This window comes from Ruegeria sp. AA3 (genome assembly GCF_056542905.1).
Genome location: NZ_JBQGAQ010000019.1, coordinates 26,903 through 49,337, shown reverse-complemented (window position 1 = coordinate 49,337; position 22,435 = coordinate 26,903). Strand labels below are relative to the sequence as shown.

The following is a 22,435-nucleotide window of genomic DNA, read 5'->3' as shown; positions in this document are numbered from 1 at the left end:
CCCCTACTCGTCCTTCAGATCATTCCGCGCGTCGCGGATGATCATCCACGACGAATGCAGGAACAGCCCTGCGATGGCGAACGCGACGATCAGGTCGGGCCAGGCGCTGCCAAGCCATGCGACCAGCCCGGCCGCGATGACCACGGCAAGGTTGCCGATGGCGTCGTTGCGCGAAAACAGCCAGACGGCCCGCATGTTGGCATCGCCCTTGCGGTGCTTCAGCAGCGGCAGGACCGCGAGGACGTTCACGATCAGCGCACCCACCGCGAAGGCTCCCATCAACCCGGCTTCGGGTGTCGTTTGGTTGAGGACACGCCAGAGCGTGCTGCCGACGACGCCGAGGCCCAGAAGCCCCAGAAACACGCCCTGGATCATCGCTGACCGCGCACGCCATGTCAGGCTCCAACCGATGGCGAGCAGGCCCAGAAACGTGATCGCGCCGTCGCCGAGGAAATCGAGCGCGTCCGCCTTCAAAGCCTGCGACCCGGACAGGAACCCGCCGAACATCTCGACCACGCCGTAGCCGAGATTGAGCAGGACCACGATCCAGAGGGCGCGGCGATAACTCGGGTCCTTGTAGGCCGGATCGGAGGATGTATCGCCGTCCTCGATCTTCTCAAAGCCGTAGCCGGTCGCATCGAGCGCGGGCCGCACCTTCGACAAGTCACCCTCCGCGATCCGTAATGTCATGACGTGGGTTGCGGCAGACACCTTCACATCGCCTTCGGCCACGCCCGCAGACCGGGCCGCGCGCTCGATCTCGGCCGCGTCCTTGGCGCAGTCCATGCCCTGCACCCGCATTCGGATCGGCGTGGAGGCCGTCGGCAACGTGCTGTTCTCGGCCTGGTTCATGTGCGATCCTCTTCAAAGTGGCGGGCAAAAGTGCCGCCGCTAACGTATCAGTGGATAATGATATGACGACGCAAGACGTTCAAGACGATCTTTTGGCACCCGACGCCCTAGAACTGCGGGCAAAGCTCTTTCGGGGCCTCGGCGATCCCAGCCGTCTGGCGATCCTCGATGCGCTGGTGGCGGGCGAACGCAGCGTTCAGGAGATTGTCGCTCATACTGGGTTGGGGCAACCCAATGTCTCGAACCATCTGCGCTGCCTTCTGCATTGCGGGCTGGTCAGCCGCCGCAGCGAAGGTCGATTTGTCCGGTATCGCCTGGCGGACAGGCGGGTTGCCGAGCTGATCCGTGCCGCGGATCGGCTCCTTGCCTCAACCGCGACCGGGCTCGGCGACTGCGAACGCTACACAGAGTAGTCAGCGTTCTGTCGGCTTGGAAACCCGAAAAACCGCGGCGTCCGTTTCCGATACGTGCGGTAGGGCGCGCCATAGATCTCTTCCAGCCATGGCTCTTCGGCAAAAGGGGCGAGAGCAAAGGCGACCACACCGCCCGTCGCGATGATCAACGCAGCGGGATTGGCGGACAGGATTGCCCATCCGACCAGGATGCCCATGTCTGCCACGTATTGCGGGTTGCGCGACCAACGATAGAAACCATCGGTTTTCAGCTCGGCTTCCGCGCCGCTGGTCGCGTCGAGGCCGATGCCCAAGGCAGCAGGCCAGACCACGGCATTGCCCGCCATGATCAGCGGCAGGCCTACGCTCCAACGAAGCCAGAGCGGCCAATCCAGAGCATTCCATCCGGCGGAGCCCACAAGGATCGCGCTACTGAAGACCGCGAGGGTCGGGAGCCAGACCATGAGTTGGCTGAGCCAGTTCACCCGTTGCGGGGGCCAGAGACGGCGGGATGGGACAAGGATCGACCAAAGCAGCATCGCAATAAGAACTGTTTCACAGACAAGCGCGACGGTCAGCGCCACGGAAGCAAAGTCGGTCATCCGTGCCGCTCCTCGCCATGCCCGCGCCCGCCGAACTCGGACGGGTCGTCGCAGGCGTGGCGCGCGCATTCCAGCTCCAGCGTTGTGTGCTCGATGTCGAAGCGGTCTGCCAGCGCTGTTTTGATCCGCTCCTTCACCGCGTCTGCGTCGGACCAACGGCCCTCGGTTATTACGATATGTGCGTCGAGGGCCGCTCGGTGTTCGTCCATCTGCCAGAAATGCGCGTGGTGGATGCCGGTCACCCCGTCGGTTCCGCGCACGGTCTCCAGCACCGCTTGCGTCTCGATTTCCGGTGGTGAGCCGAGCATCAGGATACGGATCACCGGGCCAATTTCCCGGAACGACTGCCAAAGTATGTAGCCTGCGATCAGCACCGTCACGAGCGGGTCGATCAGCCGCCAGTCGTAAAGCAGGATCAGCGTGCCAGCGACAATCACCGCGACGGAGCCGAGCGCGTCGGCGACGTTGTGCAGGAACGCCGCGCGGATGTTCACACTGGATTTGGACATGGCGTAGGTCAGCGCAGCCGTCACGGCGTCCACGATAAGCGCAATTCCGGCGATGATGACGATCAGCCAGCCCTCGACCGGCTGCGGATCGGCAAAGCGCATTGCGGCTTCGTAGAGCAGGTAGAGGCCGATCACGATCAGCGTGGTGTAGTTGATGAGCGCGGCCACGACCTCGACCCGACCGTAGCCGAACGTCATGTCGGCATCGCGAGGTCGCCGCGCGATTTTCCGGGCGGCGAAAGCGATGATGAGCGAGATTGCATCGGAAAAGTTGTGCAGCGCATCGGCGATCAGCGCCAGCGAACCGGAAACGATGCCGCCGACGATCTGAGCAACCGTCAGGCCCATATTGACTGCGATGGCGGCGAAGACCCGGCGGTCGCCCGCTTCCGGATCGACGTGATGATGATGGCCGTGCCCCATAGTAGCTCCTTTCGATTCGTATCACTTCAGTGTAGATACGATCTACAGCGACTGGAGGTTCAAGAGGCGACATGAAAGAATATTCCATCGGGCAGATGTCGCGCCGGACGGGTGTGAAGGTGACGACGATCCGCTACTACGAAAGCCGGGGCCTGATACCGGCACCGGCGCGGACGACAGGCGGGCAGAGGCGCTATGATGCAGCGGCGTTCGAACGCCTCGCTTTCCTCCGTCACGCGCGGGAACTGGGCTTCGGGCTCGATGACATCGCCGATCTGATGGCCTTGGCAGAAGCCCCGTCAGAGGATTGCGCACCTGCCCATGAGATCGCACGCAAGCAGCTCGCGGCGGTGGACCGGCGCATGACCATTCTCGCGCAGCTTCGGGAAGAACTGGTGCGGATGGCCAGTGCGGACGATCCAGGCCACGTCGGAGAGTGTCGCGTCATCGAGGTTCTGGGGGATCACCGGCTCTGTATCGGTGCGCATGATCTGCCGGACGGTAGCGCAGACTTATCCGGACGCTAGGCGAAATTCAGTTGCTTGTGACAACATCGACGGTTTCGTCGAAGGACCGAAAGCCGCCGTTGGCGCAGCCGCAGCGAATGCACGCTTTGTCCCGCGTTGGCGACCTTCGCTGCAGCTTTATTGAACGGCAGCTTTCTCTACGTGAGGACGGCTATCATTTCCTCATGTCGTCCAGGAACTCCAGAACGCGCGCATAGTCTCCACTGACCTCGCGCGCTTGCACCAAGGTCTGCAATAGAGAAACCGGCCACATTTGCGCGGCCGGTCTTTCGATTTTACCGATTTCAGAAGAGATTTTCCGGTCGGTTCCGCTTCTTCGGCGGGTTGGGACGTTCAGCCGGTTTCACCAAAACCTTTCGGTACTGGCAGATCAGGCAAGGTCGCCGCTCGTTTTTGCAGGGCCCGCCCGATAACTACACGGCTGATTTCGGTTGTCCCGTCCACGATCCGCAGCATTTGTGCAAGACGGGACAAACGATCCAGTCCATAAGGCTGCAATAGCCCCATGCCGCCCAACACTTGCGTGCAGGTGTTCGCAGCCTTCACTGCGGCATCTGGCACAAACCGTTTGGCATGAGCGGCCATCAGTGGGCCTTCGGGCGTGCCAAGGGATTCTGCCGCCTTTCGATAAAGCAGCTTGGAGGCTTCAAGATCGGTCGCGACTTCGCCCAGCATCCACTGGATCCCGTCCAGATCGAGGTTCTTGCCGCCAAACATCTTGCGGTTCTTGGAATAGGACAGCGCCGTATCCAATGCAGCTTGCATCAATCCACAGCATCCTGACGCGATTGAGACGCGGGCGATGTCGATCGCCATGAGTGAACCTTGCAGGCCCTGACCAATGGGCAGGATGATGTTGTCTTCACTCACCACCACCTTGTCCATGTACATCTCGGCCAGAGGCAGGAAGGTGTAGGATGGGGTATCGTAGAGCGGACCAAAGCTGAGGCCCGGGGTGTCGGCCGGGATGGCGATCATCGCCATATCCTTGTGGCCGGGTGCGTCACTGGTTTTAACCACGGTGAAATAGATATCAGCCTCACCCGCCAAGCTGACCCATGCCTTCGCACCGCTGATCGTCCAAGTGCCGTCATCATTGATCACGGCCCGCGAATACATGTTTGTTGCGTCCGACCCCGATTGCGGTTCGGTCAGTGCAAAGTTCGCCAGCTTGCGGCCCGACGTCAGATCCCGCGCCCATTTTTCCTTGAAGGTATCTGTGCCATAGCCGCAGCCCGCGAAGGTACAGATGTTATGCATCGACAGGGCAAAGGCATAAGCGCCGTCCCCCAGCCCCAGTTGTTCATAGACCTGAATGCCCTCTGCCAGCGGCAAGCCCTGACCACCAAACTCCTCGGGGGCGTAGAGCCCCGTCAGGCCAGCGGCCCCGGCCTTGTCAGACGCATCACGGGGCCACTTCTTTGCGGCGTTCCAGGCGTCCACATTGGGCAGGATGACCTGCTCGGCGTGGTCGCGTGCGGCTTGGAGTATGGTGGCGAGTTTGTCTGACATTGGTCGGTCCTTTTGTGAGCGGCTCTTTTCACATGACGCCACACTTCAGCACCTGCTGAGCAGGCAGCGGGTCAAGCTTCTAGAGGAGAACCAGGTGAGAACGCCATGTATTGCGCAAGATTTAGCAGGAGAAACTTCTTCGCTCTATCTCGCGTGGTGACAGGGTATTGTCCAAAGGTGACAAAAAGCGCGTCTCAGATATTCGTCCTGCGATACGAACTGGGGGTGCTGCTGGTCCAGCGTTGAAAGGCCCGGTGAAAATTGGCAGCAGAGGAAAAGCCGACATCATGTGCGATGGCCTCGACGCTTTTGCGTCCCGCCTGCAGGTCGCGGATCGCGATGTCGCGCCGCAGGGCATCCTTGATCGCCTGAAACGAGGTCCCATCCGCCTGCAACCTGCGGATCAGGGTGCGCGGGGTCATGTGCATCGCGGATGCTGTCTGGGTCAGGGTCGCCGCGTCCCATCCCGTTTGGCCCAGATAAGTGCGCACCCGCAGCGATTGGGTGTGCTCGCGCGAAGAGGTGAAAATCCAGTCCCGGGGCGCGTTTTGCAGAAACCGGTCCAGATCAGCGGTGCTGCGCGTCTGCACGGGACCCAGTGCGTTCGGATCGAACGAGATCGCGGTGGCGGGTTGGCCAAACCGTAGCGGTGCGGGAAAGATGATCGCGTAATCCTGATCAAAGTCCGGGCGGTCAAATGCGAAATCAACGCCCCTCACCGGAACCTCATGCCCCGCCAGCCAGGACATGAGCCCGTGGGCAAGTTTGAGGATCAGCATATGCCCAAACCGCCGAACCTGTGCGTCACCTTGTGGTTTCAGCGTCAGCACCAACGCGCTGTCAGTATCATCCAGATCAAACTGATAGTCATCCAGCAGCAAGTTCCAGAACGTCGAAAACCGGTAGAGTGCAGATGCAAGAGACGTGGCTTCCCTGACAGTCGTCAGAAGATGTTGCAGGGCCCTTGGTCTGACGGGTCTGCTCCAAAGCCCCATCATCTCATCACCGGTCTCAACTGCGGCAAGTTGATAGAGGCAAACGATCTGATCCAGCGTAACGCGACCATTCGGTGCGCGTGTATCCGCGTTCAGACCGGACCGGCTCAGCAGTGATGCCATCTGCGCCTCCGGGCACAGGGCACGCAGCGCCGCCAGCCAGTCATCGACAAACTGGCTGGAAACCGTGGAAAGGATCGTTGGTGTGACATTGGTCATAACGCCTCAGGAGGTATCACCAATTCCGGTCGACATGAAACGCAGGCTTGCAGATGGCGACCGTCGCAGATGACAGAATACCAATGTCTCAACCAGATAACGCTCTGCTTGAACCCGTTTCAGTGGGGTCAGGCGACTTCAAACAACGCTGCGGCCCCCATGCCTCCGCCAACACACATGGAGGTCACCACGTATTTTGCGCCACGACGCCTCCCCTCAAGCAGAACGTGCCCGACTTGTCTCGCGCCCGTCATGCCGTAGGGGTGGCCAATCGAAATGGCGCCGCCATTCACGTTGTAGATTTCGGGATCGATCCCAAGATGGTCGCGGCAATACAGAACCTGGCAGGCGAAGGCTTCGTTGAGCTCCCAAAGGCCAATGTCGCTCATGCGAAGACCTGCAGTCTTCAGCAGCTTTGGAATGGCATAGATCGGGCCGACACCCATCTCTTCCGGTGCGTTTCCTGCAACAGCCATGCCGCGATAGATACCTAGCGGTGTGAGACCCTGCTGCTCAGCCATTTTGCCTTCCATGAGCACACAAGCCGAGGCCCCGTCAGAAAGCTGGCTTGCGTTTCCGGCAGTGATCAGGCCTCCTTCGACAACCGGGTTCAATGCCCCGAGTGTTTTGGCCGTCGAACCCGGCCGATTGCCTTCGTCTTTTGACAAGGTCACCTCTTCCAGGGTTTCCTCCCCAGTTTCGCGGTTCTTGACCCGCTTTATCGCAGTGATCGGGACGATCTCGTCATCAAAGGCGCCAACTGCCTGTGCATCTGCAGTTCGTTCCTGCGACAGTGCTGCATATTCATCCTGGGCGTCACGGCTTATCCCATAGGTCCGCGCCACATTTTCCGCCGTCATCAGCATCGGCATGTAGGCATGCTCGGACCTCGCGATAACGTTTGGATCTTTCTCATCGCCCGCCCATTTCAGATAGGCATTCTGCAGGGTGGAGATATTTTCCTGCCCGCCAGCCACGGCAACGTTCTGACCATCCACGATGATCTGCTTTGCAGCCGTCGCAATGGCCATCAACCCGGAGGAACATTGCCTGTCGATCGTCTGTCCTGCCACCGTATTGGGAAGGCCCGCCGCCAGCGCCGACAAACGGGCGACATTCATGCCTGCTGTCCCCGCCGTAAGGACCGATCCGATGACGACATCTTCGATCGTACCGGGGTCCACGCCTGCACGTTCAACCGCGTGCTGAATGGCGTGCCCCATCATGGTAGGGGATTTGATGTTGTTCAGCGCACCTTTGAAGGCCACCCCAATAGGGGTTCGTGCGGTTGAGACGATAACGGCTTCTCTCATGATTTTTCCTTTTTGGCATCAAAATGCGCGGCAAGTGTCACGCCCGAGGTTGCGAGTTCTTCCAACAAAGGCGCAGGCGTGAACCACATCTCGCCATAGGCGCCAAGCGACTGCCGATAGTGGTTCATGCGTTCCAGAATCTGGCTTAATCCAATCTCGTCGGCATAGTGCATTGGGCCGCCGCGCCAGTTCGGAAAGCCATAGCCATTGACCCAGATCAGGTCGCAATCACCCGGGCGCGTCGCAATGCCCTCTTCAAGGATCAGAAAGCCCTCGTTGATTAGGGGGAACAGACATCGCTCAAGGATTTCCTGATCGTCGATGCCCCTGCGCTTCACACCATGCAGGTCCGCCAGTTCGGAACTGATTTGAACTATCTCAGGGTCTTCGACCCGTGTCCGTCCCTCGTAGACATAGCTTCCACGCCCGGTTTTCTGACCCAGTCGGCCCAGTTCAAACAACCTGTCCTGCACAGCCTGGTATGTCGGGTCATGCGCGATTTCACTACGCCGTTCCTGACGCACGCGTGCGCCCACATCGACTCCGGCCAGATCTGCCATCGCATGAATGCCCATGGCCATACCGAAGCCTTCAAGGACGTTATCCACCTGTTTCGGCGTTGCCCCCTCTAGAAGCAGACGGGATCCTTCGCGGAAGTATGGTTCCAGCATCCGGTTTCCAACAAAGCCGTAGCACACGCCAACCGTGACAGGGAGCTTCCGGATCTTCTTTGCGACCGTGATTGCCGTTGCAATGACATCGGGAGCGGTCTTGGCGCCCCGCACCACCTCCAGCAAGCGCATGACATTGGCCGGGCTAAAGAAATGGAGACCAATCACATCCTCCGGACGGGACGTGACCGCAGCTATTTCATCAAGATCCAACGTCGATGTGTTTGAGGCCAGTATCGCGCCAGGTTTTGCGTGCCGGTCTAACGCTTCGAAAATCTGGCGTTTGACATTCATGCTTTCAAACGCCGCTTCAATAATCAGGTCGGCCTTCGCAAGGTCTGCATAGCTGAGCGTCCCAGTGGCGTTGGCGGCGATTGCCTCTGCCCGATTGGCACTAAGCCGCCCTTTTTGGGCCGCACGCTGGAAATGCTCCCAGACCTTTTCCAGCCCCTGTTCGAGCGCGCCTTGCGTAGTTTCAAGAAGCGTGACCGGATACCCCGCCTGCAGAAAGGCGATAGCAATGCCGCGCCCCATTGTTCCCGCGCCGATCACGGCGACCGATGCAATGTCACGTGGTTGGTCAGCACGGGTAACGCCGGGAACCTTGGTGCATTCACGCTCTGCAAAGAACAGATGCCGCCCGGCGCGCGATTGAGGTGTGTCGAGCAGTTCAGCGAAACCTGCCTTCTCTTGTGCCAACCCCTCGGCCAGCGGCAATTCGCACGCGGCCTCGATGGATACCAAGCAGCGTTCAGGGGCGACAAGGTTTTTGGACGTGTGCGCTATCTGGTCTCGGAAACTCGTCAGATATCCCTTTGGATCAGGGTGTGTGACGGTCATATCCGCGCAACTGCGTTTCGGATCGCCCTCATGGCTGACACGGGTGGCGAAACCCAAAACATGCGCGCGAAAATCCTGGTCGTTCTCAAATAGTGCGTCGACCAGCCCACAAGACAGGGCATATTCGCCTTTCACGGGATCACCCGAGAGGATCATTTGCGTTGCCGCTTCCAGCCCGGCAATCCGGGGTAGTCGCTGGGTGCCTCCGGCACCAGGCAGCAGCCCCAGTTTGATCTCAGGTAGGCCCATCACGGCATCCGGCGTGGCGACACGGTAATCACAGGCAAGCGCGATCTCCAGCGCACCACCCATAGCGGGACCTGCTATCGCGGCGATAATGGGTTTTTTGCTGGTTTCAATCGTTACACACATGTCTGGCAGGTCCGGCTTGTCCCAAACTGCCCCGGTACGGAACTCGACGATGTCAGCGCCGCCGCAAAAGAGCGGCAGAGCCGAGCATAGAACGATAGCTTTGACCTGTTCATCGGCGTCCAACTCGTGGATGGCCGAGGAAAGCGCCTGCCGCATCTTCAGGCCAAGAGCGTTCACTGGCGGGGCATTCAGCTCAATGAAAGCGACACCCTCGGTGTGTTTAATGGAAATCATGTTTGGAAACCTCAATTGGACTGTTTGGCAAGATCTTGTTCGATCTCTGCCCAATCGTCGAAGTGGATTACATTGCAGGGTGAATTCACGTTCTCGAGCCAGACAAAGACGGAGATGAATGGCTGGTCATAGACCCGGGTGGCGTGGGGATCGCCCGCCGCGTTCCAGATAAGTGATCCAGCCGGATAATCCTGCCAGTCACGGGTGCCAAACCGCCAACCAGATTTCTCGGACAGGTTCAGGTACAGCTCTGGCGCGTCGTGGTTGTGGTCGCGATACAGCGTCCTTGGGCCCAGCATGAAAATGCCAAGGTTGAAATCGGGATGGTGATATCCACATGCGTCTGGCCCAATCAGCAGAGTATGTAGGTTACACTTTGTGTATCCCTCGCCCAATTCGGCACCAGGGGGATAGAATTGGGCGTTGTCTTCGCGCCAGATCAGATCATCCTTGGCCGCTTTCAGACAACGTGCGATTTCTTGCAATTCGGGGGCGACAATCCCGGCGATGGCGTTCTTCAGAACCTCATCGTGCCGGGTTCCTTGGGGAGGTAAATCAAAGAGCCTCTCACCCTTCAGGTCCATGGCTGCCAGCTTGTCCAACGTCAGATCAACGCCGCGCGTGGCAGCTCTGTGAGCCTGCAGATAGGTGACAATGGATTGAATAAGCGCCTGAATACGGCGTTGCTTGTCTGTCATGATTTAAAGTCCGAGCGCGTTGAAATATCTTTCCGCACGAGTTTCTTGTCGAGCTTGCCGACGCTGGTTTTAGGTAGGCGGGCGACAAAGATTATCTCGTCTGGAACTGCCCATTTTGAGATCTCGCCTGCGTCAACCCGCGAATGGATTTCTTCCATGACTCTCAAGCGCACAAGATCCGGGTCGGCATCTTTTGCGGCTTGAGCAACCAAGACCGGCCTTTCGCCCCATTTCGCGTGCGGCAACCCGATTGCCGCGACGTCCTTAACGCCGCTACAAGACGATGCTATGTTTTCCAGTGCCAGAGAGGAAATCCACTCGCCGCCAGTCTTGATCACGTCCTTGAGGCGGTCAGTAATCTGCAACGATCCATTCTCGCGGATATACCCAACATCCCCGGTATGCAGATATCCACCGCACCAAAGCTCACCCGAGGCTTGCGCGTTATCCAGATAGCCTTGTGTCAGCCAGGGAGCCCGAGCAACAACTTCGCCGGTTGTTTCGCCGTCATGTGGGACGTCCTGCATATCCGGTGTCACAACACGAAGGTCGACAAGCGGGCCGGGAAAGCCGGTTTGTGCCTGCACCTCTGGATCGCCGCTGGACAAATCGGCCACCGTCAGAAACGGACAGGTTTCGGACATCCCATATGCCGCATGCAAGGATATGCCCGCCGCCGCCGCCCGGTCCTGCAGACTGCGCGGCAAAGCCGCCCCGCCAATGATCACTTTCCATCTGTGCAGCTCAATTTGTGGGCAGTCCGGATGGTCGAGCACCATGGACAGAACCGTGGGAACGCAATGGGAAAAGGTGACGCCTTCGGCTGCAATCAATCGCAAAATAGTGTCAGGGTCATATCGACCGGGATAGACCTGACGCAGCCCCAGCATCGTTGCGGCATACGGAAAACCCCAACCGTGGACGTGAAACAAGGGCGTCAGCGGCATGTAAACGTCGCCGCGATGAAATCCGGCGTTTCCGGGCCACGCACCAAAGCCGGCGATCAGGCCCAACGTGTGAAGGACCAACTGCCGATGTGAATAGCTCACCCCCTTGGGATTGCCGGTGGTCCCGGTTGTGTAAAACAAGGTTGCGGTTTGGTTTTCATCGAAGTCCGGGAAGTCAAAGCTGTCTGGGGCATCGCCTATCCACTCTTCATACCCTTCACCGTCGCCAATCGGCACGATGATGATGTCTCGATTGAAGCCCGATTTGATATCATCAATAAGCGGCATGAAGTCCTGATGCACGATGATCAGATCAGGCTGCCCATGGTTGATCGTATAAAGAACCTGGGCAGGAGATAGGCGGACGTTGATCGTGAAAAGGGTCGCGCCCATCATCGGGACCGCAAAAAAACATTCAAGATAGCGGTGTGTGTCCCAATCCATGACGCCGACGCGCATGCCCTCACGAATCCCGCTGGCCTTTAAAGAATTGGCAAGTTGGCGCACGCGTTTGCCCAAGTCCGCATAGCTCAGCCGCATTTCGGTGGCACTGACGATCTCTTGGCTGGCAGACGCAATATTCGATCGGGTTAACAAGTGTTTGATCAGCAACGGATAGCCATATGCATTAGAGAGCGGTGACAATGGTGGCATGAAGGTGGAATCCTTGAGCTTCTTTATCTGCTAATCTGGCATTTCTCACTCGGCTGAAGAATTGAAAGAAATTTCCGTTCATCAAGAAATTCTAACCGATCATATCGCACCGCGAATTGCGTTTCGCCCCCTGACAAGCTAAGAAAAAAGTATCAAAACCCTGCTGCATTCGCGCCCGTCGTCGGATAACTCTGCTTGAGGGTAAACAGAGCTGGTTTCTTCAAGGAGATGCAGTAATGACCACCCACATGCCCACGCTGGTTTCACTGCGCGCTTTTGAGGCGGTGGCGCGTCACAAGAGTTTCCGAAAGGCCGCTGACGAGATTTGTGTGACGCATGCGGCAGTCAGCCACCAAGTCAAAGCACTGGAAACATCAATCGGCGTTAAACTACTGGAACGCACAAGCCGTTCGGTCGAGCTAACACCGGCTGGCGAGCAGTATTACCCGCCAGTACGCGAACACATTCAGGGAATCATCAAAGCCACACGGCGCATCCAGACACCTGAGGAACCGGACGTGTTGCTCGTTCAGTCCTACGCAAGTTTCAATACAATGTGGTTACAGCCCAGATTGGCTGAATTTCTTCAGGATAATCCGGACACGCGCGTGCGCATAGTCTCTACCTTTGAAGACGGTGATTACGACATGCACCGGTTCGATGTGGGCGTGTTCAATGCACCACCATTTGACAAACGGTTTGACTATAGCCCGTTGTTCGAAGCCGATATCTACCCGGTATGTGCTCCGGAGGCCTTGAAAACCGCAAGCGGTGAAATGCCGCTGGAAGAGCTAAAAAATTTCCTGTTGCTGAGTGTCCCAAACACATGGAATGAGCCGGACGACTGGGACTGCTGGTTGGATGCGGCGGGCTTAGATCGCGAAACGATGAAATTTGGCTCTGTTTTCGACAATTACCCGCTTGTCCGTGAGGCTGTTCTAAATAATCACGGTATCAGCGTCGCAAGGGCACCGTTTTGCGCGCGTGATCTTGAGAGGGGGCGTCTGGTTAGACCCTTCGACATTTCAGTACCCGAGCCAGGCCGCTGGTATCTGGCGACGCAAAAAGAGCGTGCACCCAACCCCAAGCTCGATACATTTATCGACTGGCTGTTCGAACAGATCGAGGCCGACCCAACCATGCGGCTATTTCGGGCCTGATCTGTTGAATTCCAGCTCTGCCGTCAGCGCGCGTCAGGACTGACGCGCACCGGCCTCGGATGCGACGCGAGGGACAAGAGCGCGAACCAGTTCGGTCATATCCAGTGTGCCGACCGTCTGCTCCCCATCTTTGACGATATAGGCGTGTGACGTATCCCCGCCGGACCGCGCGATCATGCTTTCGAGCGTGTCGTTCACGTCCACTTCGCCATGGGCATCCGCGGGCACTTTGTCACCCCCAAGTGGGGTCATAATCGAGCGCACCCGCAGAACCCGTGCGCGGTTGATGTCGCTCACGAAGTCTTCGATGTAGGGATCACTCGGGTTCAGCAGGATGTGCTGCGGCTCGCCCTGTTGCACGACATAGCCGTCTTTCAGGATCACAAGGTGATCGGCCAGCTTCAGCGCCTCATCAAGATCGTGAGTGATAAAGATGATGGTCTTGTGCAGCTCTTTTTGCAGCTCGAGCAGCAGGTCCTGCATGTCAGTCCGGATCAGCGGATCAAGGGCCGAGAAAGCCTCGTCCATCAGCATGATCGGTGTGTTTGCGGTCAGCGCTCGGGCAATGCCCACCCGCTGCTGCATCCCACCAGACAACTGCGCTGGATAATGGTTCTCGAACCCGGTCAGACCCACGCGATCCAGCCATTTCGCGGCTTCGCGGTCGCAAGTGGCCTCGCCCTCGCCACGTACCGATAGCGGCATGCCTGCGTTCTTCAGCACGGTCTTGTGAGGCAATAGTGCGAACTTCTGGAACACCATCGACATCTTTTCCTGTCGGGCATGGCGCAACCCGTCCTCGGACAGTTGCATCACATCCTCTCCCTGCACGATGATCTCGCCCGCAGTGGGTTCGATCAATCGGTTCAGGTGGCGGATCAGCGTGGATTTGCCCGAGCCTGACAGGCCCATGACAACTGTGATTTCGCCCGCCTGCATATCGACGTTGATGTTGTTGAGACCCAATACGTGCCCGTGCCGTGCCAACAACTCTTCCTTGCCCATGCCTCCTTTGACATGCTGCAACACGTCCTTGTCGCGGGTGCCAAAGATTTTATAGAGCCCGGACAGGCTGACCATTGGTTGTGTCATCGAACAGGCTCCTTAGTGTTTGACTTGGGTTTTATCGACCCGTGTGAGAGCTGCTTTGGACACGCGATCAAGGATCACTGCGAGCAGCACGATGCCGATGCCAGCGACGATGCCCACACCCAGTTCAAGGTTCCGGATGCCGCGCAACACGTTCACGCCCAGACCGGGTGCCGACACCAGGGAGGCGATCACGACCATGGCAAGGCTCATCATGATGGTCTGGTTTATTCCGGCCATGATATTGGGCAACGCCAAAGGGAGTTGCACCCGCAACAGTTTCTGGCGATCTGTCATGCCAAAGGCATTGGCCGCCTCAATCACGTCCCTGTCGACAAGCCGGATGCCCAGATCGGTCAGGCGGATCACCGGGACAATCGCGTAAAGGATGATCGCAATCCCGTAGAGTTTGGACTCCGTGACCGAGAACAAGAAAATCAGAGGGATCAGGTACACGAAGGTCGGCAGGGTCTGCAGCAGATCGAGTAACGGAACGACGCTTTTTTGCAATCGGTCGGATTTCGACATGGCAATTCCAATGGGCACACCGAACAGCACCGATATCGTCGTACATACAAAGATGATCGACAGAGTCTGCATCGCCACATCGTAGTGGTCTACGACGGCCAGCAGCATAATCGAGACGGCGACGAAGATCGTCACAGGGCGCGAACGCGACGCGTACCAGGAAATCGCCACCAGAAGCGGGACCATGATGAACCATGGCGTCGCTTCAAACAGCCAAAGTGCGCCATCCAACATCCAGCTCAATGGCTGTGTGATCGGGTCCAGAACGGTTTTCAGGACCGGTTTGGCTGCCAGAAACCCTTCTTCGATCCCGTTGGTTACATCGCGCGACTGCCATATGCGGTTGCAGCTTTCGTGCAGATTATCAAATGAGGGAATTGGAACGAGCGGCCCAGAGGCCTCTTCTCCTCCTGCTTGCGCCGCAAGGTCCGCCAGCGAAAGAGGCGCTTTGTCATCTGACGTGCCACACCATTCGCTCAAACCCAATGCGCTGAATAACTTGTCATAGAAGGCCATTTATCCCACTTTCCGATCTACTTCAGTGCGTTAGGGGCATCGCTGAGGATGCCCCTGTCCATGCAGTTTACTGCAGCAATGCGGAAAGTTTGTCGCGCGCAGCATCGTTAAGCCACGCTCCCCAGACATCCTTGTAGGTCGTCAGAAAGTGCACCGCACCTTCATCGTAGGAGGCATTGTTGTCCTCGACCCATGCCAGCGTTTCGCCCATCTGTGCGTTGGTGAAGGACAGATTTGTCATCAGGTCAGACACTGCTGCGTTTTCGGCCATGAATTCTTTCGACAGAACTGTAACGACTTCACTGCGGGGGAAGGCGCTCATTTCTGGCGTCGCGCATTCCGCTGTGATGTTGCAGGCGTGCTTTTCAGGGTCATGGGGGCCCATATCGACCAGGGTCATCGGGTATTTGCCCAGTACCGATGTCGGTGCCCAATAAAAGCCGAACCACGGCTCTTTGTTTTCGTAGGCGGCAGCGATCGAAGCCGCAAGGGTTTCGCCTGATCCATGCACGAAGTTTTCAATGCCTGCATCAATCAGCCCGCCTGCCTTCATCAGGTTGGTGCTGACATTCAGACAGGTCCATCCCTCGGGGCAATTGTGAAAGCGATTTCCGACGAGTTCGGGGTTGGCTGCGATGCCTTCAATTGTTGCCAGTTCCGGATGCTCCTCCACAAGGTAGTTCGGAACAAAGAACCCTTCGACACCGCCATCTGACAGAACTTCGGTCACAGGAATGATTGCACCTGAGTCAACCAACCCTTGGTAAGCCGGCGCGCCGTTTGTCCAGATTTCAGTCAGAATATCGGGCTCTCCTGTCTCGGAAACGGATGCCAGCGCAGGGTTGCTCGAGAGCGGAACCGTGGTCACTTCGCAACCATAGCCTTGCTCCATCAGAAACTTCGAGACCGCGGTCACAATTTGCGCTGACCCCCAATCGGCCTGCATCAGTGATACTTCACCGCATTCGTTTGCCTGGGCCGCCGAAGCGGTGATTGCCGCAGCAAATACACACCCGAGACCCGCTGATATCTTGAACATTTCTTTCCTCCTTGTCATCGGCGAAACAGGGGCAGAGAAACGCTCCAAACCAAAATTCGCCTTGTTTGTAGCGATGATTTGTACCGACAGGCCTTTGAGCAAAAAACTGAAAAGAATTTTGAATCATGTACAATTGTTTACAGGTTGAGAGATGACTCCCAACTCAAAACAGCCAGAGCCGCCCATGTCTGTTTCAAAAGCCCCTTATTATCTTGGCTCAGCCACTCCGTTGCAGTAAATTTGTTTCAACGCATGAAGGGCGCAACAACGCAAATTGCACCTATTGATTGCAAGATTATAATATTGTATCGGTTCGGTAGTCCATGAGGGACTGCCGGGCCAATGCACAACTCTGCAAGGCTCGATCCTATGAATTTGATGCAAGACGCCCCCAATGTTGTCAGCGAAGAAGGGCTGCGCACGCTGCTTGCCGAGGGTCATTCGGCGGATGTTGTGTGTCGGGTTACGCCCAAACGTACAGGTGCTCAGTGGTCCGGAGTTTGGACCGTGCATTGCGTCTCGCCAGATGGCGAGACGCGTCGCCTGCTCGTCACCGCGCGCAACAACATGGCTGCCAGGGAATTCAAGACAATCAACGGCTTATCCAGCTTCCTTGCGAGCCTTGGTGTTTCGATCGTTTCGATCCCCATGTTCGAAGGCAAGATCGCCTCTCACAAACTGGACGTCGCGGGCTAAACTACTTGCCGCCCTCGCAGCATTCCTTGCTGCGCCCGCCTATTCTGAAGGCTTCGTGCTTTCCATGCGGGCCGATGGCCAGCTGGAGACCAAAACACCCCAATCAGGTTTTGCCCAAACCTATGTCGACGGGATTGGTGCAAACCCACCAGAGCTAATCGTTTTCTCAGCCCCTGAGCCCGAGGCATCTCCTCCGGAACCAACCCGCACAGTTCCCCGCCCCGATATCCTCGCAGCTCTTGAAAGCACCGCGCATCGCTATGGCGGACACCCCGCCCTGCGCCGCGCCGGTCTATCTGTGTCTGAATGGCGCGCGCTTTTCCAAGCCAATATCGAGATCGAAAGCGCCTATCGCCCGAATGCGCGCAGTTCCGCAGGTGCGATTGGCCTCGGGCAGTTGATGCCTGCGACAGCTGTGCAGCTTGGTGTCGATCCCCATAACTGGCAGGCCAACCTGGACGGCTCTGCCCGGTACCTTCTGATGATGTTGTCGCGCTTTGGCACGCCTGAACTGGCACTTGCCGCCTATAACGCCGGGCCAGACGCGGTCGCGCGCTATGGCGGCATTCCTCCCTACCAAGAAACCCAAAATCACGTGCGCCGCGTCATGGCCGTGCGTGATCGACTGACTGGAGCCTCCTGATGTACACACAATTCCTCACGATCCTGTCGCTGGCTCTGGCCAGCTTGATGATTGCCAATCCCGCATTTGCGCAAAGCATCGACCTCTCGCCGGTGCAGAACCTGTTGCAAGGTATCGTCGACACGATCACCGGCCCCTTGGGCATAGTCATCGGCACCTTGGCCTTGATCGGTGTGTTCCTCTCCTGGCTCTTTGGCATTCTGGATTTCCGCCAAGCCCTTTGGGTGCTGGTTGCCATTGCAGGCATCGCAGCTGCGCCGACCATCGTGACCGCCATCTGGGGTGCGTAAACCCGGCATGGCAACGCAAACCCGCCTCTTCCTCGGCCTGATCAGGCCGCCAAAGCTCATCGGCTTGCCGATCATGTATGCCATGGTTTGGCTCTTCGGGTTTGTGTTGCTGTTTCTTTGGGTTCAGAGCTGGCCGGTGATCATCATTGCCGCTCTGGCCTATCCTGCGCTGTGGAAAGCGGCGGATTGGGATCCGGCCTTTCTTGAGGTGATGGTCACTGCCCTGCAGGAAACGCCGCCCACCCCGAACCGCAAGATCCATTCGGGGGACAGCTATGCTCCGTGATCCTTCGGATGATCTTGCAACGCTGCCAGACTGGGCGCGCAAAGAGCGCCCGATGGCCAGCATGCTGCCCTATTGCGGCCTCGTGAATGACGTGACGATCCGCACGCGCGGCAATGCGCTGTTCCAGTGCATCCGCCTTGATGGCGTCAACAGCATGACCAGCGATGACGCGCATTTGGAGAAGATCCGCGCGCTCTTCGCGGCGATCATTGCGCAGATCGGGCCAGAGTACAGTTTCTACGTGCACAAGGTTTCAAAAGCGATCGGGACCGCCTTACCACCAGTGCCAAATGAAGGGTTTGCCCAAGCGCTGGATACCCGCTGGCAAATGGCAATGGCGCGGGCAGGTCTGCGGGACAAGACTCTCACGCTCACGGTACTGAAACGTCCGCCCCTCGGCGCGCGGCTGCGCCTGAAGCGCTCGGACTCAATCGCACACCTGAAAGACCAGACAGCGAAGCAGCTACGCAAGCTTGAGGAGGTCGTCGGGTTTCTGCTGTCGTCTTTTGCCGAGATGAACCCGCGCCTTCTTGGAGCGGAAAGCGGCGAACTGCTTGGTTTTCTTGGCGCACTCAACCTTGGCCAGGAACAGCCGCTTTTCGCAAAATCGCGATTTGGCGTCATTGCCGAAGATGTGGCCAACACCCGCGTCACGTTTCAGGGACGCGGCTTTACGCTCGACGATGGGACGGCGGGCAAGCGGTTTGGCACCAGCTTTGCGATCAAGACTTACCCAGCCAGAACCAGCTGCACCATGTTCGATGAGCTGAACCTGCCCGTCGACATGGTCGTCACACATTCCTTCACGCCGATCAACAGCAACATCATGGCCAGCCGGATCAAACGCCAACAGCGCCTTATGAAGGCCAGTGATGATGGTGCGATTTCTCTTGCTGAAGAGCTGGTAGACGCGCTGGACGATCTGGAGTCGAAGCGGCTGAGCTTTGGCGATCATCACATGACGGTGACGGTTTTCGCCGAGACTGAGGAAAAGCTGGAAGCAATCACTGCCGAAGTACGCAACATCGCCGCCAGTGAAGGCGTCAATCTGGTGAACGAGAGCTTTGCGGCGCGAGCCCATTATTTCGCGCAGCATCCTGGCAATGGGCAAATGCGCAGCCGCAAGGCCGCCATCACGAACACGAACTTTGCCGACCTCGCAGCACTGCATCGCGGTCAACTGGGCAAACCCGGACACAGAGTCCCATGGGGCAAGCCGATCACCCTGTTTCCAACGCCTGAACGCTCGGGCTTCCTGTTCAATTACCATGAGACCGGGCAGCCGGACAAAGAGCCGACCGGCGGGCATACCTTGATCCTCGGCCGACCTGGCTCTGGCAAGTCAGTGCTGTCGGCCTTCCTCATGACCCAAGCCCGTCGCTGCGACGCGCGCGTCTTCGTCTTCGACTATCGCGCGGGTATGGAAATGGCCGTGCGAGCCAATGGCGGGCGCTACAGCGCCATCAAGGCGGGTGAAGCCACAGGTCTCAACCCGCTCCGCACAGAAATCGACGGGCGCGGGCAAGCCTGGCTTTCTGATTGGTTGGCCACCCTTTTGCATCGCTCCGACAAGCCCCTAAGCCCGGTCCAGATCAACCGCATTCAGGAAGTGGTGCGCCAGAACGCCGGAGCCAGCGATGCCGCCCTTCGCAACTGGCAGGATTTGGCCTCGCTCTTTGTGGCGGGAGCTGACGAAGGGGATCTGTTCGAACGGATTCAGGAATGGACTGCTGATGGCCGCTATGGCTGGATCTTCGGTCAAAGCGCTGAGGATACCTTCTCTCTCGATGGTGATGTGGTCGGGTTCGACCTGACCGGCATTCTCGACAGCGAAAGCGAGAAGGAACGCATGGCGGTCCTGTCCTATCTGTTTCGGCGGGTCGAACGCGTGATCGAGGATCGCAAGCCGACGTTGATCATCATCGATGAGGCCTGGAAGGCGCTCGACAATCCGTATTTTGCGGATCGGCTGAGCAACTGGCTTGTGACCGCGCGCAAACAGAACGCGGTTGTCGTGATGATGACTCAATACGCAAGCCAGCTTGAGAAAACTCGCACCGGCAAGACGATTGTCGAGGCTGTGCCCACGCAGCTCCTGCTTCCCAACATCCGCGCCTCGGTCAGCGATTACACCATGCTGGGGCTCACTGACAAAGAGCTGAGCGTCTTGCTCGGCACCGGCAGCAATTCCCGCCTGGCGCTGGTGCGTGATGATCAAGGCTCGGTCGTGATCGATGCCGATCTGAGCGCCCTTGGCCCCTACCTCACGATCCTTGGCGGTATGGAAAAAGGCGAAGCGCTGGTCGGCGCGGATTACCGCCAGAACCCAGACTTTTGGAGACAGATTGATGCGTAGACTGTGCGTTCTAACCCTCACCCTTTTGAACCTGACAGCCTGCGCGGAATACCGGCCGTCCGAAGCGAAATGCTTCAACTCCTTTGCCGAGGTCAGCCGTAGCAACTGCAATTTCGAGCTGCTCGCGCCGATTGGTGGTCTCGGTGAGTAAGCACCGCCTGCATATCTTTGCGGGCTTGGTCTATTTCGCAGCGCCAATGGCCTATGCCCAAGGCGTGCCGACCTTTGATGCGGGCATGTTCCTGCAGCGCGAACGCGTGCTGCAGCAGGGCGAACAAGATCTGGCGCTGCAGCGGGAGCGGTTGACCAAAGAGGAAGAGCTTGAAGCGCTCGAGCAAGAACAACTCCAGGCGCTGGAAGACATCCTCGATGCCACGACGTTGGCCAGCGGAAATTCCGGCGCGCTGGTCGCGAGCTTGGAAGCTGGGTCATCACCTGAGAGCGCCGCAGACACGCTCTATGGTTCGGTCGACCCGAACCCAGGCGCAGCCCAGATGTTCGGTGATGCCTCGGGATCGATTGAAGAGCTGATCATTCGTGCCGCTCAAGAAACGCACCACATGTCCGGTGTGCACGCGGCGGGCTTATCGCCCAAGCAATGGCGCTGCCTATTGCAGGCGCTGATCTGGCAAGAAAGCCGTTTCACCATCGGGGCGCGTTCCCCGGTCGGCGCGTTTGGCCTCACCCAGATCATGCCCGGCACAGCACAGGATCTCGGGATTTACCCGGCCTATTATGAAAACCCCTACATCCAGGTCACCGGCGGCGCACGCTATCTGGCGCAGATGCTGGCTATGTTTGACGGCAACATCATTCACGGGCTGGCCGCCTACAATGCCGGTCCTGGCAATGTGCAGCGCTACGGCGGTGTGCCGCCCTTTGCCGAAACCCAGCACTACGTTCAGGTCATCCCCGAACGCTACAACCTCTACCTTGCACGCGTCGGCGGTGTTGATGCACTCGGCACGATTGATCCGGTTCTGCTCGCCAACTCGACCATGAGCCTGACTTCCTTCGGTGCCGGGGTCTATGGCGATTATTCTATGGTCTCGGTGCAAGCGGCCGCGCAGCGCGTTCAGGACATCATCACCCGCATTGGTGAGACCGACGACATTCACGCTGCCATGTCGCTCAACACCTATGCGCGGGCCGAACTCGCCCGCTTGATCGCCATCCGCACGCGCCTCAAGGCCGCCCACACCCGCCCGCTCAGCGCGGCAGAGCTGGCCATGGCGGCCGCGCAGGCGCGTGAACAAGACTTCATGCAATTCGATCTGGAGGTACTACGATGATCCGCTTTCTTTCTGCCGTAACCACCTGCGCGTTGCTGTTTGCCTCACCCCTATTTGCCCAAGGTGTCCCCACGGTCGACACGCGCAACATCGCGCAGGAAATTCGTCAGCTGCAGCAGATGCTTGAAGATTTCGGGATCCAGACCGACCAGCTCGACACGCTTCTCGAACAGCTCGATCTGGTGCAGCAGCAGCTAGACACGCTCAATGAGACCTATGCGGCCCTGACCGGCGCGACGGATATCATTGAAATGGCCATGGGCGGTGATCTCGACGGGCTGCTCGATCAAGAATTTGGCGATCTCCTTGGCACCATCCGGCAAATCCAGAGTGGCGATTTCACCGGCCTCATCGGCAACGCGGCCCCTCAGATGGAAGGCCGCATGACGCAAGCCCTGGAAGATGCAGGCTTCGACCAAGATACCCTCTCCGACATGGCCAGCAGCGGCAATCCTGGGGCGGAGCGCATTGCCAGCCAGGCAGGCACTGGGGCTGTGATGTCGGCGGCCGCTGAAAACAGCTATGAAGAGGCCGCGCAATCCCTTGAACGGGTCGAGCAGCTGGTCTCGCTGATCCCCGACATGGAAACGCTCAAAGAAGCCGTCGATCACAACACCCGTGTCACCGCTGAGCTGGCCATCGCCATGACACGCATGTGGGAGCTCGAAGCCATTCAGACTGTCGGCGCAGGTCAATCCGGCGTGGTGGATGCCGCCACGCTGGCCGAAGAGCGCCGCTACATGGACTTCACCCTGCCAGAGCTTCGCGCGGACTGACCCC

The 22,435-nt window shown here is 58.3% G+C and carries 23 protein-coding genes; 11 read left to right on the top strand and 12 right to left on the bottom strand.

Features of this window, described 5'->3' with window-relative positions; genetic code table 11:
- Nucleotides 1-3: 3 nt before the first annotated feature.
- Nucleotides 4-852, bottom strand: coding sequence for a cation diffusion facilitator family transporter (locus ACR0JR_RS21370; RefSeq protein WP_170394727.1), 849 nt, complete (start codon nucleotides 850-852; stop codon nucleotides 4-6).
- A gap of 62 nt (nucleotides 853-914) precedes the next feature.
- Between ACR0JR_RS21370 and ACR0JR_RS21365 the strand changes: the two genes are divergently transcribed.
- Entirely contained in the window at nucleotides 915-1,265 is a 351-nt protein-coding gene (locus ACR0JR_RS21365) for an ArsR/SmtB family transcription factor (RefSeq protein WP_170394730.1), read from the top strand.
- Here ACR0JR_RS21365 and ACR0JR_RS21360 read toward each other — a convergent pair.
- The gene (locus ACR0JR_RS21360; RefSeq protein WP_217354369.1) at nucleotides 1,253-1,846 is read right to left on the bottom strand and encodes a methyltransferase family protein; all 594 of its coding nucleotides are present in this window, start codon (nucleotides 1,844-1,846) and stop codon (nucleotides 1,253-1,255) included. The two genes, ACR0JR_RS21365 and ACR0JR_RS21360, sit on opposite strands and share 13 nt — an antisense overlap.
- Nucleotides 1,843-2,778 carry a cation diffusion facilitator family transporter gene (locus ACR0JR_RS21355; RefSeq protein ID WP_170394733.1) on the bottom strand — a complete coding sequence of 312 codons (936 nt, stop codon included), beginning with the start codon at nucleotides 2,776-2,778 and terminating at the stop codon, nucleotides 1,843-1,845. Before ACR0JR_RS21355 ends, ACR0JR_RS21360 begins: the two co-directional genes overlap by 4 nt.
- Before the next feature lie 71 nt (nucleotides 2,779-2,849).
- Between ACR0JR_RS21355 and ACR0JR_RS21350 the strand changes: the two genes are divergently transcribed.
- The gene (locus ACR0JR_RS21350) at nucleotides 2,850-3,305 is read left to right on the top strand and encodes a MerR family transcriptional regulator (RefSeq protein WP_480458056.1); all 456 of its coding nucleotides are present in this window, start codon (nucleotides 2,850-2,852) and stop codon (nucleotides 3,303-3,305) included.
- A gap of 333 nt (nucleotides 3,306-3,638) precedes the next feature.
- On the opposite strand, the gene ACR0JR_RS21345 is transcribed toward ACR0JR_RS21350, so the two are convergent.
- From ACR0JR_RS21345 to ACR0JR_RS21320, 6 genes are all read right to left on the bottom strand, one after another.
- Nucleotides 3,639-4,817 carry an acyl-CoA dehydrogenase family protein gene (locus ACR0JR_RS21345; RefSeq protein WP_480458054.1) on the bottom strand — a complete coding sequence of 393 codons (1,179 nt, stop codon included), beginning with the start codon at nucleotides 4,815-4,817 and terminating at the stop codon, nucleotides 3,639-3,641.
- Between the two features lie 194 nt (nucleotides 4,818-5,011).
- Nucleotides 5,012-6,031 (bottom strand): AraC family transcriptional regulator, encoded by a 1,020-nt coding sequence (locus ACR0JR_RS21340; RefSeq protein ID WP_480458053.1) that lies wholly within the window; start codon nucleotides 6,029-6,031, stop codon nucleotides 5,012-5,014.
- A gap of 128 nt (nucleotides 6,032-6,159) precedes the next feature.
- Nucleotides 6,160-7,344, bottom strand: a complete 1,185-nt coding sequence (locus ACR0JR_RS21335; RefSeq protein ID WP_480458051.1) for an acetyl-CoA C-acyltransferase — start codon at nucleotides 7,342-7,344, stop codon at nucleotides 6,160-6,162.
- Complete coding sequence (locus ACR0JR_RS21330; protein WP_480458050.1) at nucleotides 7,341-9,461, bottom strand: 3-hydroxyacyl-CoA dehydrogenase NAD-binding domain-containing protein; 2,121 nt, start codon at nucleotides 9,459-9,461, stop codon at nucleotides 7,341-7,343. Before ACR0JR_RS21330 ends, ACR0JR_RS21335 begins: the two co-directional genes overlap by 4 nt.
- A gap of 11 nt (nucleotides 9,462-9,472) precedes the next feature.
- Nucleotides 9,473-10,159: a dimethylsulfonioproprionate lyase family protein gene (locus ACR0JR_RS21325; protein ID WP_480458049.1), complete on the bottom strand. Its 687-nt coding sequence runs from the start codon at nucleotides 10,157-10,159 to the stop codon at nucleotides 9,473-9,475.
- The gene (locus tag ACR0JR_RS21320) at nucleotides 10,156-11,760 is read right to left on the bottom strand and encodes a fatty acid--CoA ligase (protein ID WP_480458047.1); all 1,605 of its coding nucleotides are present in this window, start codon (nucleotides 11,758-11,760) and stop codon (nucleotides 10,156-10,158) included. Before ACR0JR_RS21320 ends, ACR0JR_RS21325 begins: the two co-directional genes overlap by 4 nt.
- 236 nt (nucleotides 11,761-11,996) lie before the next feature.
- Here ACR0JR_RS21320 and ACR0JR_RS21315 point away from each other — a divergent pair, with 236 nt between their 5' ends.
- Entirely contained in the window at nucleotides 11,997-12,920 is a 924-nt protein-coding gene (locus tag ACR0JR_RS21315) for a LysR substrate-binding domain-containing protein (RefSeq protein ID WP_480458046.1), read from the top strand.
- Nucleotides 12,921-12,953: 33 nt separating this feature from the next.
- Here ACR0JR_RS21315 and ACR0JR_RS21310 read toward each other — a convergent pair whose 3' ends face one another.
- The 3 genes from ACR0JR_RS21310 to ACR0JR_RS21300 all read right to left on the bottom strand — a co-directional run bounded on the left by ACR0JR_RS21310 (nucleotide 12,954) and on the right by ACR0JR_RS21300 (nucleotide 16,092).
- Nucleotides 12,954-14,012: a quaternary amine ABC transporter ATP-binding protein gene (locus ACR0JR_RS21310; protein WP_480458045.1), complete on the bottom strand. Its 1,059-nt coding sequence runs from the start codon at nucleotides 14,010-14,012 to the stop codon at nucleotides 12,954-12,956.
- A 12-nt stretch (nucleotides 14,013-14,024) separates the two neighbouring features.
- A complete protein-coding gene (locus ACR0JR_RS21305; protein WP_480458043.1) occupies nucleotides 14,025-15,053 on the bottom strand; it encodes an ABC transporter permease in 1,029 nt (342 codons plus the stop codon).
- 67 nt (nucleotides 15,054-15,120) lie between these two features.
- Entirely contained in the window at nucleotides 15,121-16,092 is a 972-nt protein-coding gene (locus tag ACR0JR_RS21300; protein ID WP_058274113.1) for an ABC transporter substrate-binding protein, read from the bottom strand.
- 378 nt (nucleotides 16,093-16,470) lie between these two features.
- Between ACR0JR_RS21300 and ACR0JR_RS21295 the strand changes: the two genes are divergently transcribed.
- The 8 genes from ACR0JR_RS21295 (at nucleotide 16,471) to ACR0JR_RS21260 (ending at nucleotide 22,431) form a co-directional block, all read left to right on the top strand.
- Nucleotides 16,471-16,788, top strand: coding sequence for a hypothetical protein (locus ACR0JR_RS21295; RefSeq protein WP_480458042.1), 318 nt, complete (start codon nucleotides 16,471-16,473; stop codon nucleotides 16,786-16,788).
- Nucleotides 16,789-16,852: 64 nt separating this feature from the next.
- On the top strand, nucleotides 16,853-17,431 hold the full coding sequence (locus ACR0JR_RS21290; RefSeq protein ID WP_480458041.1) for a lytic transglycosylase domain-containing protein: 579 nt from the start codon (nucleotides 16,853-16,855) through the stop codon (nucleotides 17,429-17,431).
- Complete coding sequence (locus ACR0JR_RS21285; RefSeq protein ID WP_480458039.1) at nucleotides 17,431-17,721, top strand: TrbC/VirB2 family protein; 291 nt, start codon at nucleotides 17,431-17,433, stop codon at nucleotides 17,719-17,721. The genes ACR0JR_RS21290 and ACR0JR_RS21285 overlap by 1 nt, the downstream gene beginning before the upstream one ends.
- Before the next feature lie 7 nt (nucleotides 17,722-17,728).
- Nucleotides 17,729-18,007: a VirB3 family type IV secretion system protein gene (locus ACR0JR_RS21280; protein ID WP_024096577.1), complete on the top strand. Its 279-nt coding sequence runs from the start codon at nucleotides 17,729-17,731 to the stop codon at nucleotides 18,005-18,007.
- Nucleotides 17,997-20,363, top strand: a complete 2,367-nt coding sequence (locus tag ACR0JR_RS21275; RefSeq protein ID WP_480458037.1) for a VirB4 family type IV secretion/conjugal transfer ATPase — start codon at nucleotides 17,997-17,999, stop codon at nucleotides 20,361-20,363. Before ACR0JR_RS21280 ends, ACR0JR_RS21275 begins: the two co-directional genes overlap by 11 nt.
- The gene (locus ACR0JR_RS21270; protein WP_480458035.1) at nucleotides 20,356-20,514 is read left to right on the top strand and encodes a hypothetical protein; all 159 of its coding nucleotides are present in this window, start codon (nucleotides 20,356-20,358) and stop codon (nucleotides 20,512-20,514) included. Before ACR0JR_RS21275 ends, ACR0JR_RS21270 begins: the two co-directional genes overlap by 8 nt.
- A gap of 46 nt (nucleotides 20,515-20,560) precedes the next feature.
- Nucleotides 20,561-21,655: a lytic transglycosylase domain-containing protein gene (locus ACR0JR_RS21265; protein ID WP_480458063.1), complete on the top strand. Its 1,095-nt coding sequence runs from the start codon at nucleotides 20,561-20,563 to the stop codon at nucleotides 21,653-21,655.
- Nucleotides 21,652-22,431 carry a type IV secretion system protein gene (locus ACR0JR_RS21260; protein ID WP_480458033.1) on the top strand — a complete coding sequence of 260 codons (780 nt, stop codon included), beginning with the start codon at nucleotides 21,652-21,654 and terminating at the stop codon, nucleotides 22,429-22,431. Before ACR0JR_RS21265 ends, ACR0JR_RS21260 begins: the two co-directional genes overlap by 4 nt.
- The last annotated feature ends 4 nt before the right edge of the window (nucleotides 22,432-22,435 follow it).

Excerpts from the sequence above, each read along its gene's own strand:
- ACR0JR_RS21330 (WP_480458050.1), bottom strand. The coding sequence starts at position 9,461 with ATGATTTCCATTAAACACACCGAGGGTGTCGCTTTCATTGAGCTGAAT.
- ACR0JR_RS21365 (WP_170394730.1), top strand. The coding sequence starts at position 915 with ATGACGACGCAAGACGTTCAAGACGATCTTTTGGCACCCGACGCCCTA.
- ACR0JR_RS21345 (WP_480458054.1), bottom strand. The coding sequence starts at position 4,817 with ATGTCAGACAAACTCGCCACCATACTCCAAGCCGCACGCGACCACGCC.
- ACR0JR_RS21305 (WP_480458043.1), bottom strand. The coding sequence starts at position 15,053 with ATGGCCTTCTATGACAAGTTATTCAGCGCATTGGGTTTGAGCGAATGG.
- ACR0JR_RS21320 (WP_480458047.1), bottom strand. The coding sequence starts at position 11,760 with ATGCCACCATTGTCACCGCTCTCTAATGCATATGGCTATCCGTTGCTG.
- ACR0JR_RS21285 (WP_480458039.1), top strand. The coding sequence starts at position 17,431 with ATGTACACACAATTCCTCACGATCCTGTCGCTGGCTCTGGCCAGCTTG.
- ACR0JR_RS21360 (WP_217354369.1), bottom strand. The coding sequence starts at position 1,846 with ATGACCGACTTTGCTTCCGTGGCGCTGACCGTCGCGCTTGTCTGTGAA.
- ACR0JR_RS21290 (WP_480458041.1), top strand. The coding sequence starts at position 16,853 with ATGCGGGCCGATGGCCAGCTGGAGACCAAAACACCCCAATCAGGTTTT.
- ACR0JR_RS21260 (WP_480458033.1), top strand. The coding sequence starts at position 21,652 with ATGATCCGCTTTCTTTCTGCCGTAACCACCTGCGCGTTGCTGTTTGCC.
- ACR0JR_RS21310 (WP_480458045.1), bottom strand. The coding sequence starts at position 14,012 with ATGACACAACCAATGGTCAGCCTGTCCGGGCTCTATAAAATCTTTGGC.
- ACR0JR_RS21265 (WP_480458063.1), top strand. The coding sequence starts at position 20,561 with ATGGCCTATGCCCAAGGCGTGCCGACCTTTGATGCGGGCATGTTCCTG.
- ACR0JR_RS21300 (WP_058274113.1), bottom strand. The coding sequence starts at position 16,092 with ATGTTCAAGATATCAGCGGGTCTCGGGTGTGTATTTGCTGCGGCAATC.
- ACR0JR_RS21295 (WP_480458042.1), top strand. The coding sequence starts at position 16,471 with ATGCAAGACGCCCCCAATGTTGTCAGCGAAGAAGGGCTGCGCACGCTG.
- ACR0JR_RS21355 (WP_170394733.1), bottom strand. The coding sequence starts at position 2,778 with ATGGGGCACGGCCATCATCATCACGTCGATCCGGAAGCGGGCGACCGC.
- ACR0JR_RS21325 (WP_480458049.1), bottom strand. The coding sequence starts at position 10,159 with ATGACAGACAAGCAACGCCGTATTCAGGCGCTTATTCAATCCATTGTC.
- ACR0JR_RS21350 (WP_480458056.1), top strand. The coding sequence starts at position 2,850 with ATGAAAGAATATTCCATCGGGCAGATGTCGCGCCGGACGGGTGTGAAG.
- ACR0JR_RS21280 (WP_024096577.1), top strand. The coding sequence starts at position 17,729 with ATGGCAACGCAAACCCGCCTCTTCCTCGGCCTGATCAGGCCGCCAAAG.
- ACR0JR_RS21270 (WP_480458035.1), top strand. The coding sequence starts at position 20,356 with ATGCGTAGACTGTGCGTTCTAACCCTCACCCTTTTGAACCTGACAGCC.
- ACR0JR_RS21370 (WP_170394727.1), bottom strand. The coding sequence starts at position 852 with ATGAACCAGGCCGAGAACAGCACGTTGCCGACGGCCTCCACGCCGATC.
- ACR0JR_RS21335 (WP_480458051.1), bottom strand. The coding sequence starts at position 7,344 with ATGAGAGAAGCCGTTATCGTCTCAACCGCACGAACCCCTATTGGGGTG.
- ACR0JR_RS21340 (WP_480458053.1), bottom strand. The coding sequence starts at position 6,031 with ATGACCAATGTCACACCAACGATCCTTTCCACGGTTTCCAGCCAGTTT.
- ACR0JR_RS21315 (WP_480458046.1), top strand. The coding sequence starts at position 11,997 with ATGACCACCCACATGCCCACGCTGGTTTCACTGCGCGCTTTTGAGGCG.
- ACR0JR_RS21275 (WP_480458037.1), top strand. The coding sequence starts at position 17,997 with ATGCTCCGTGATCCTTCGGATGATCTTGCAACGCTGCCAGACTGGGCG.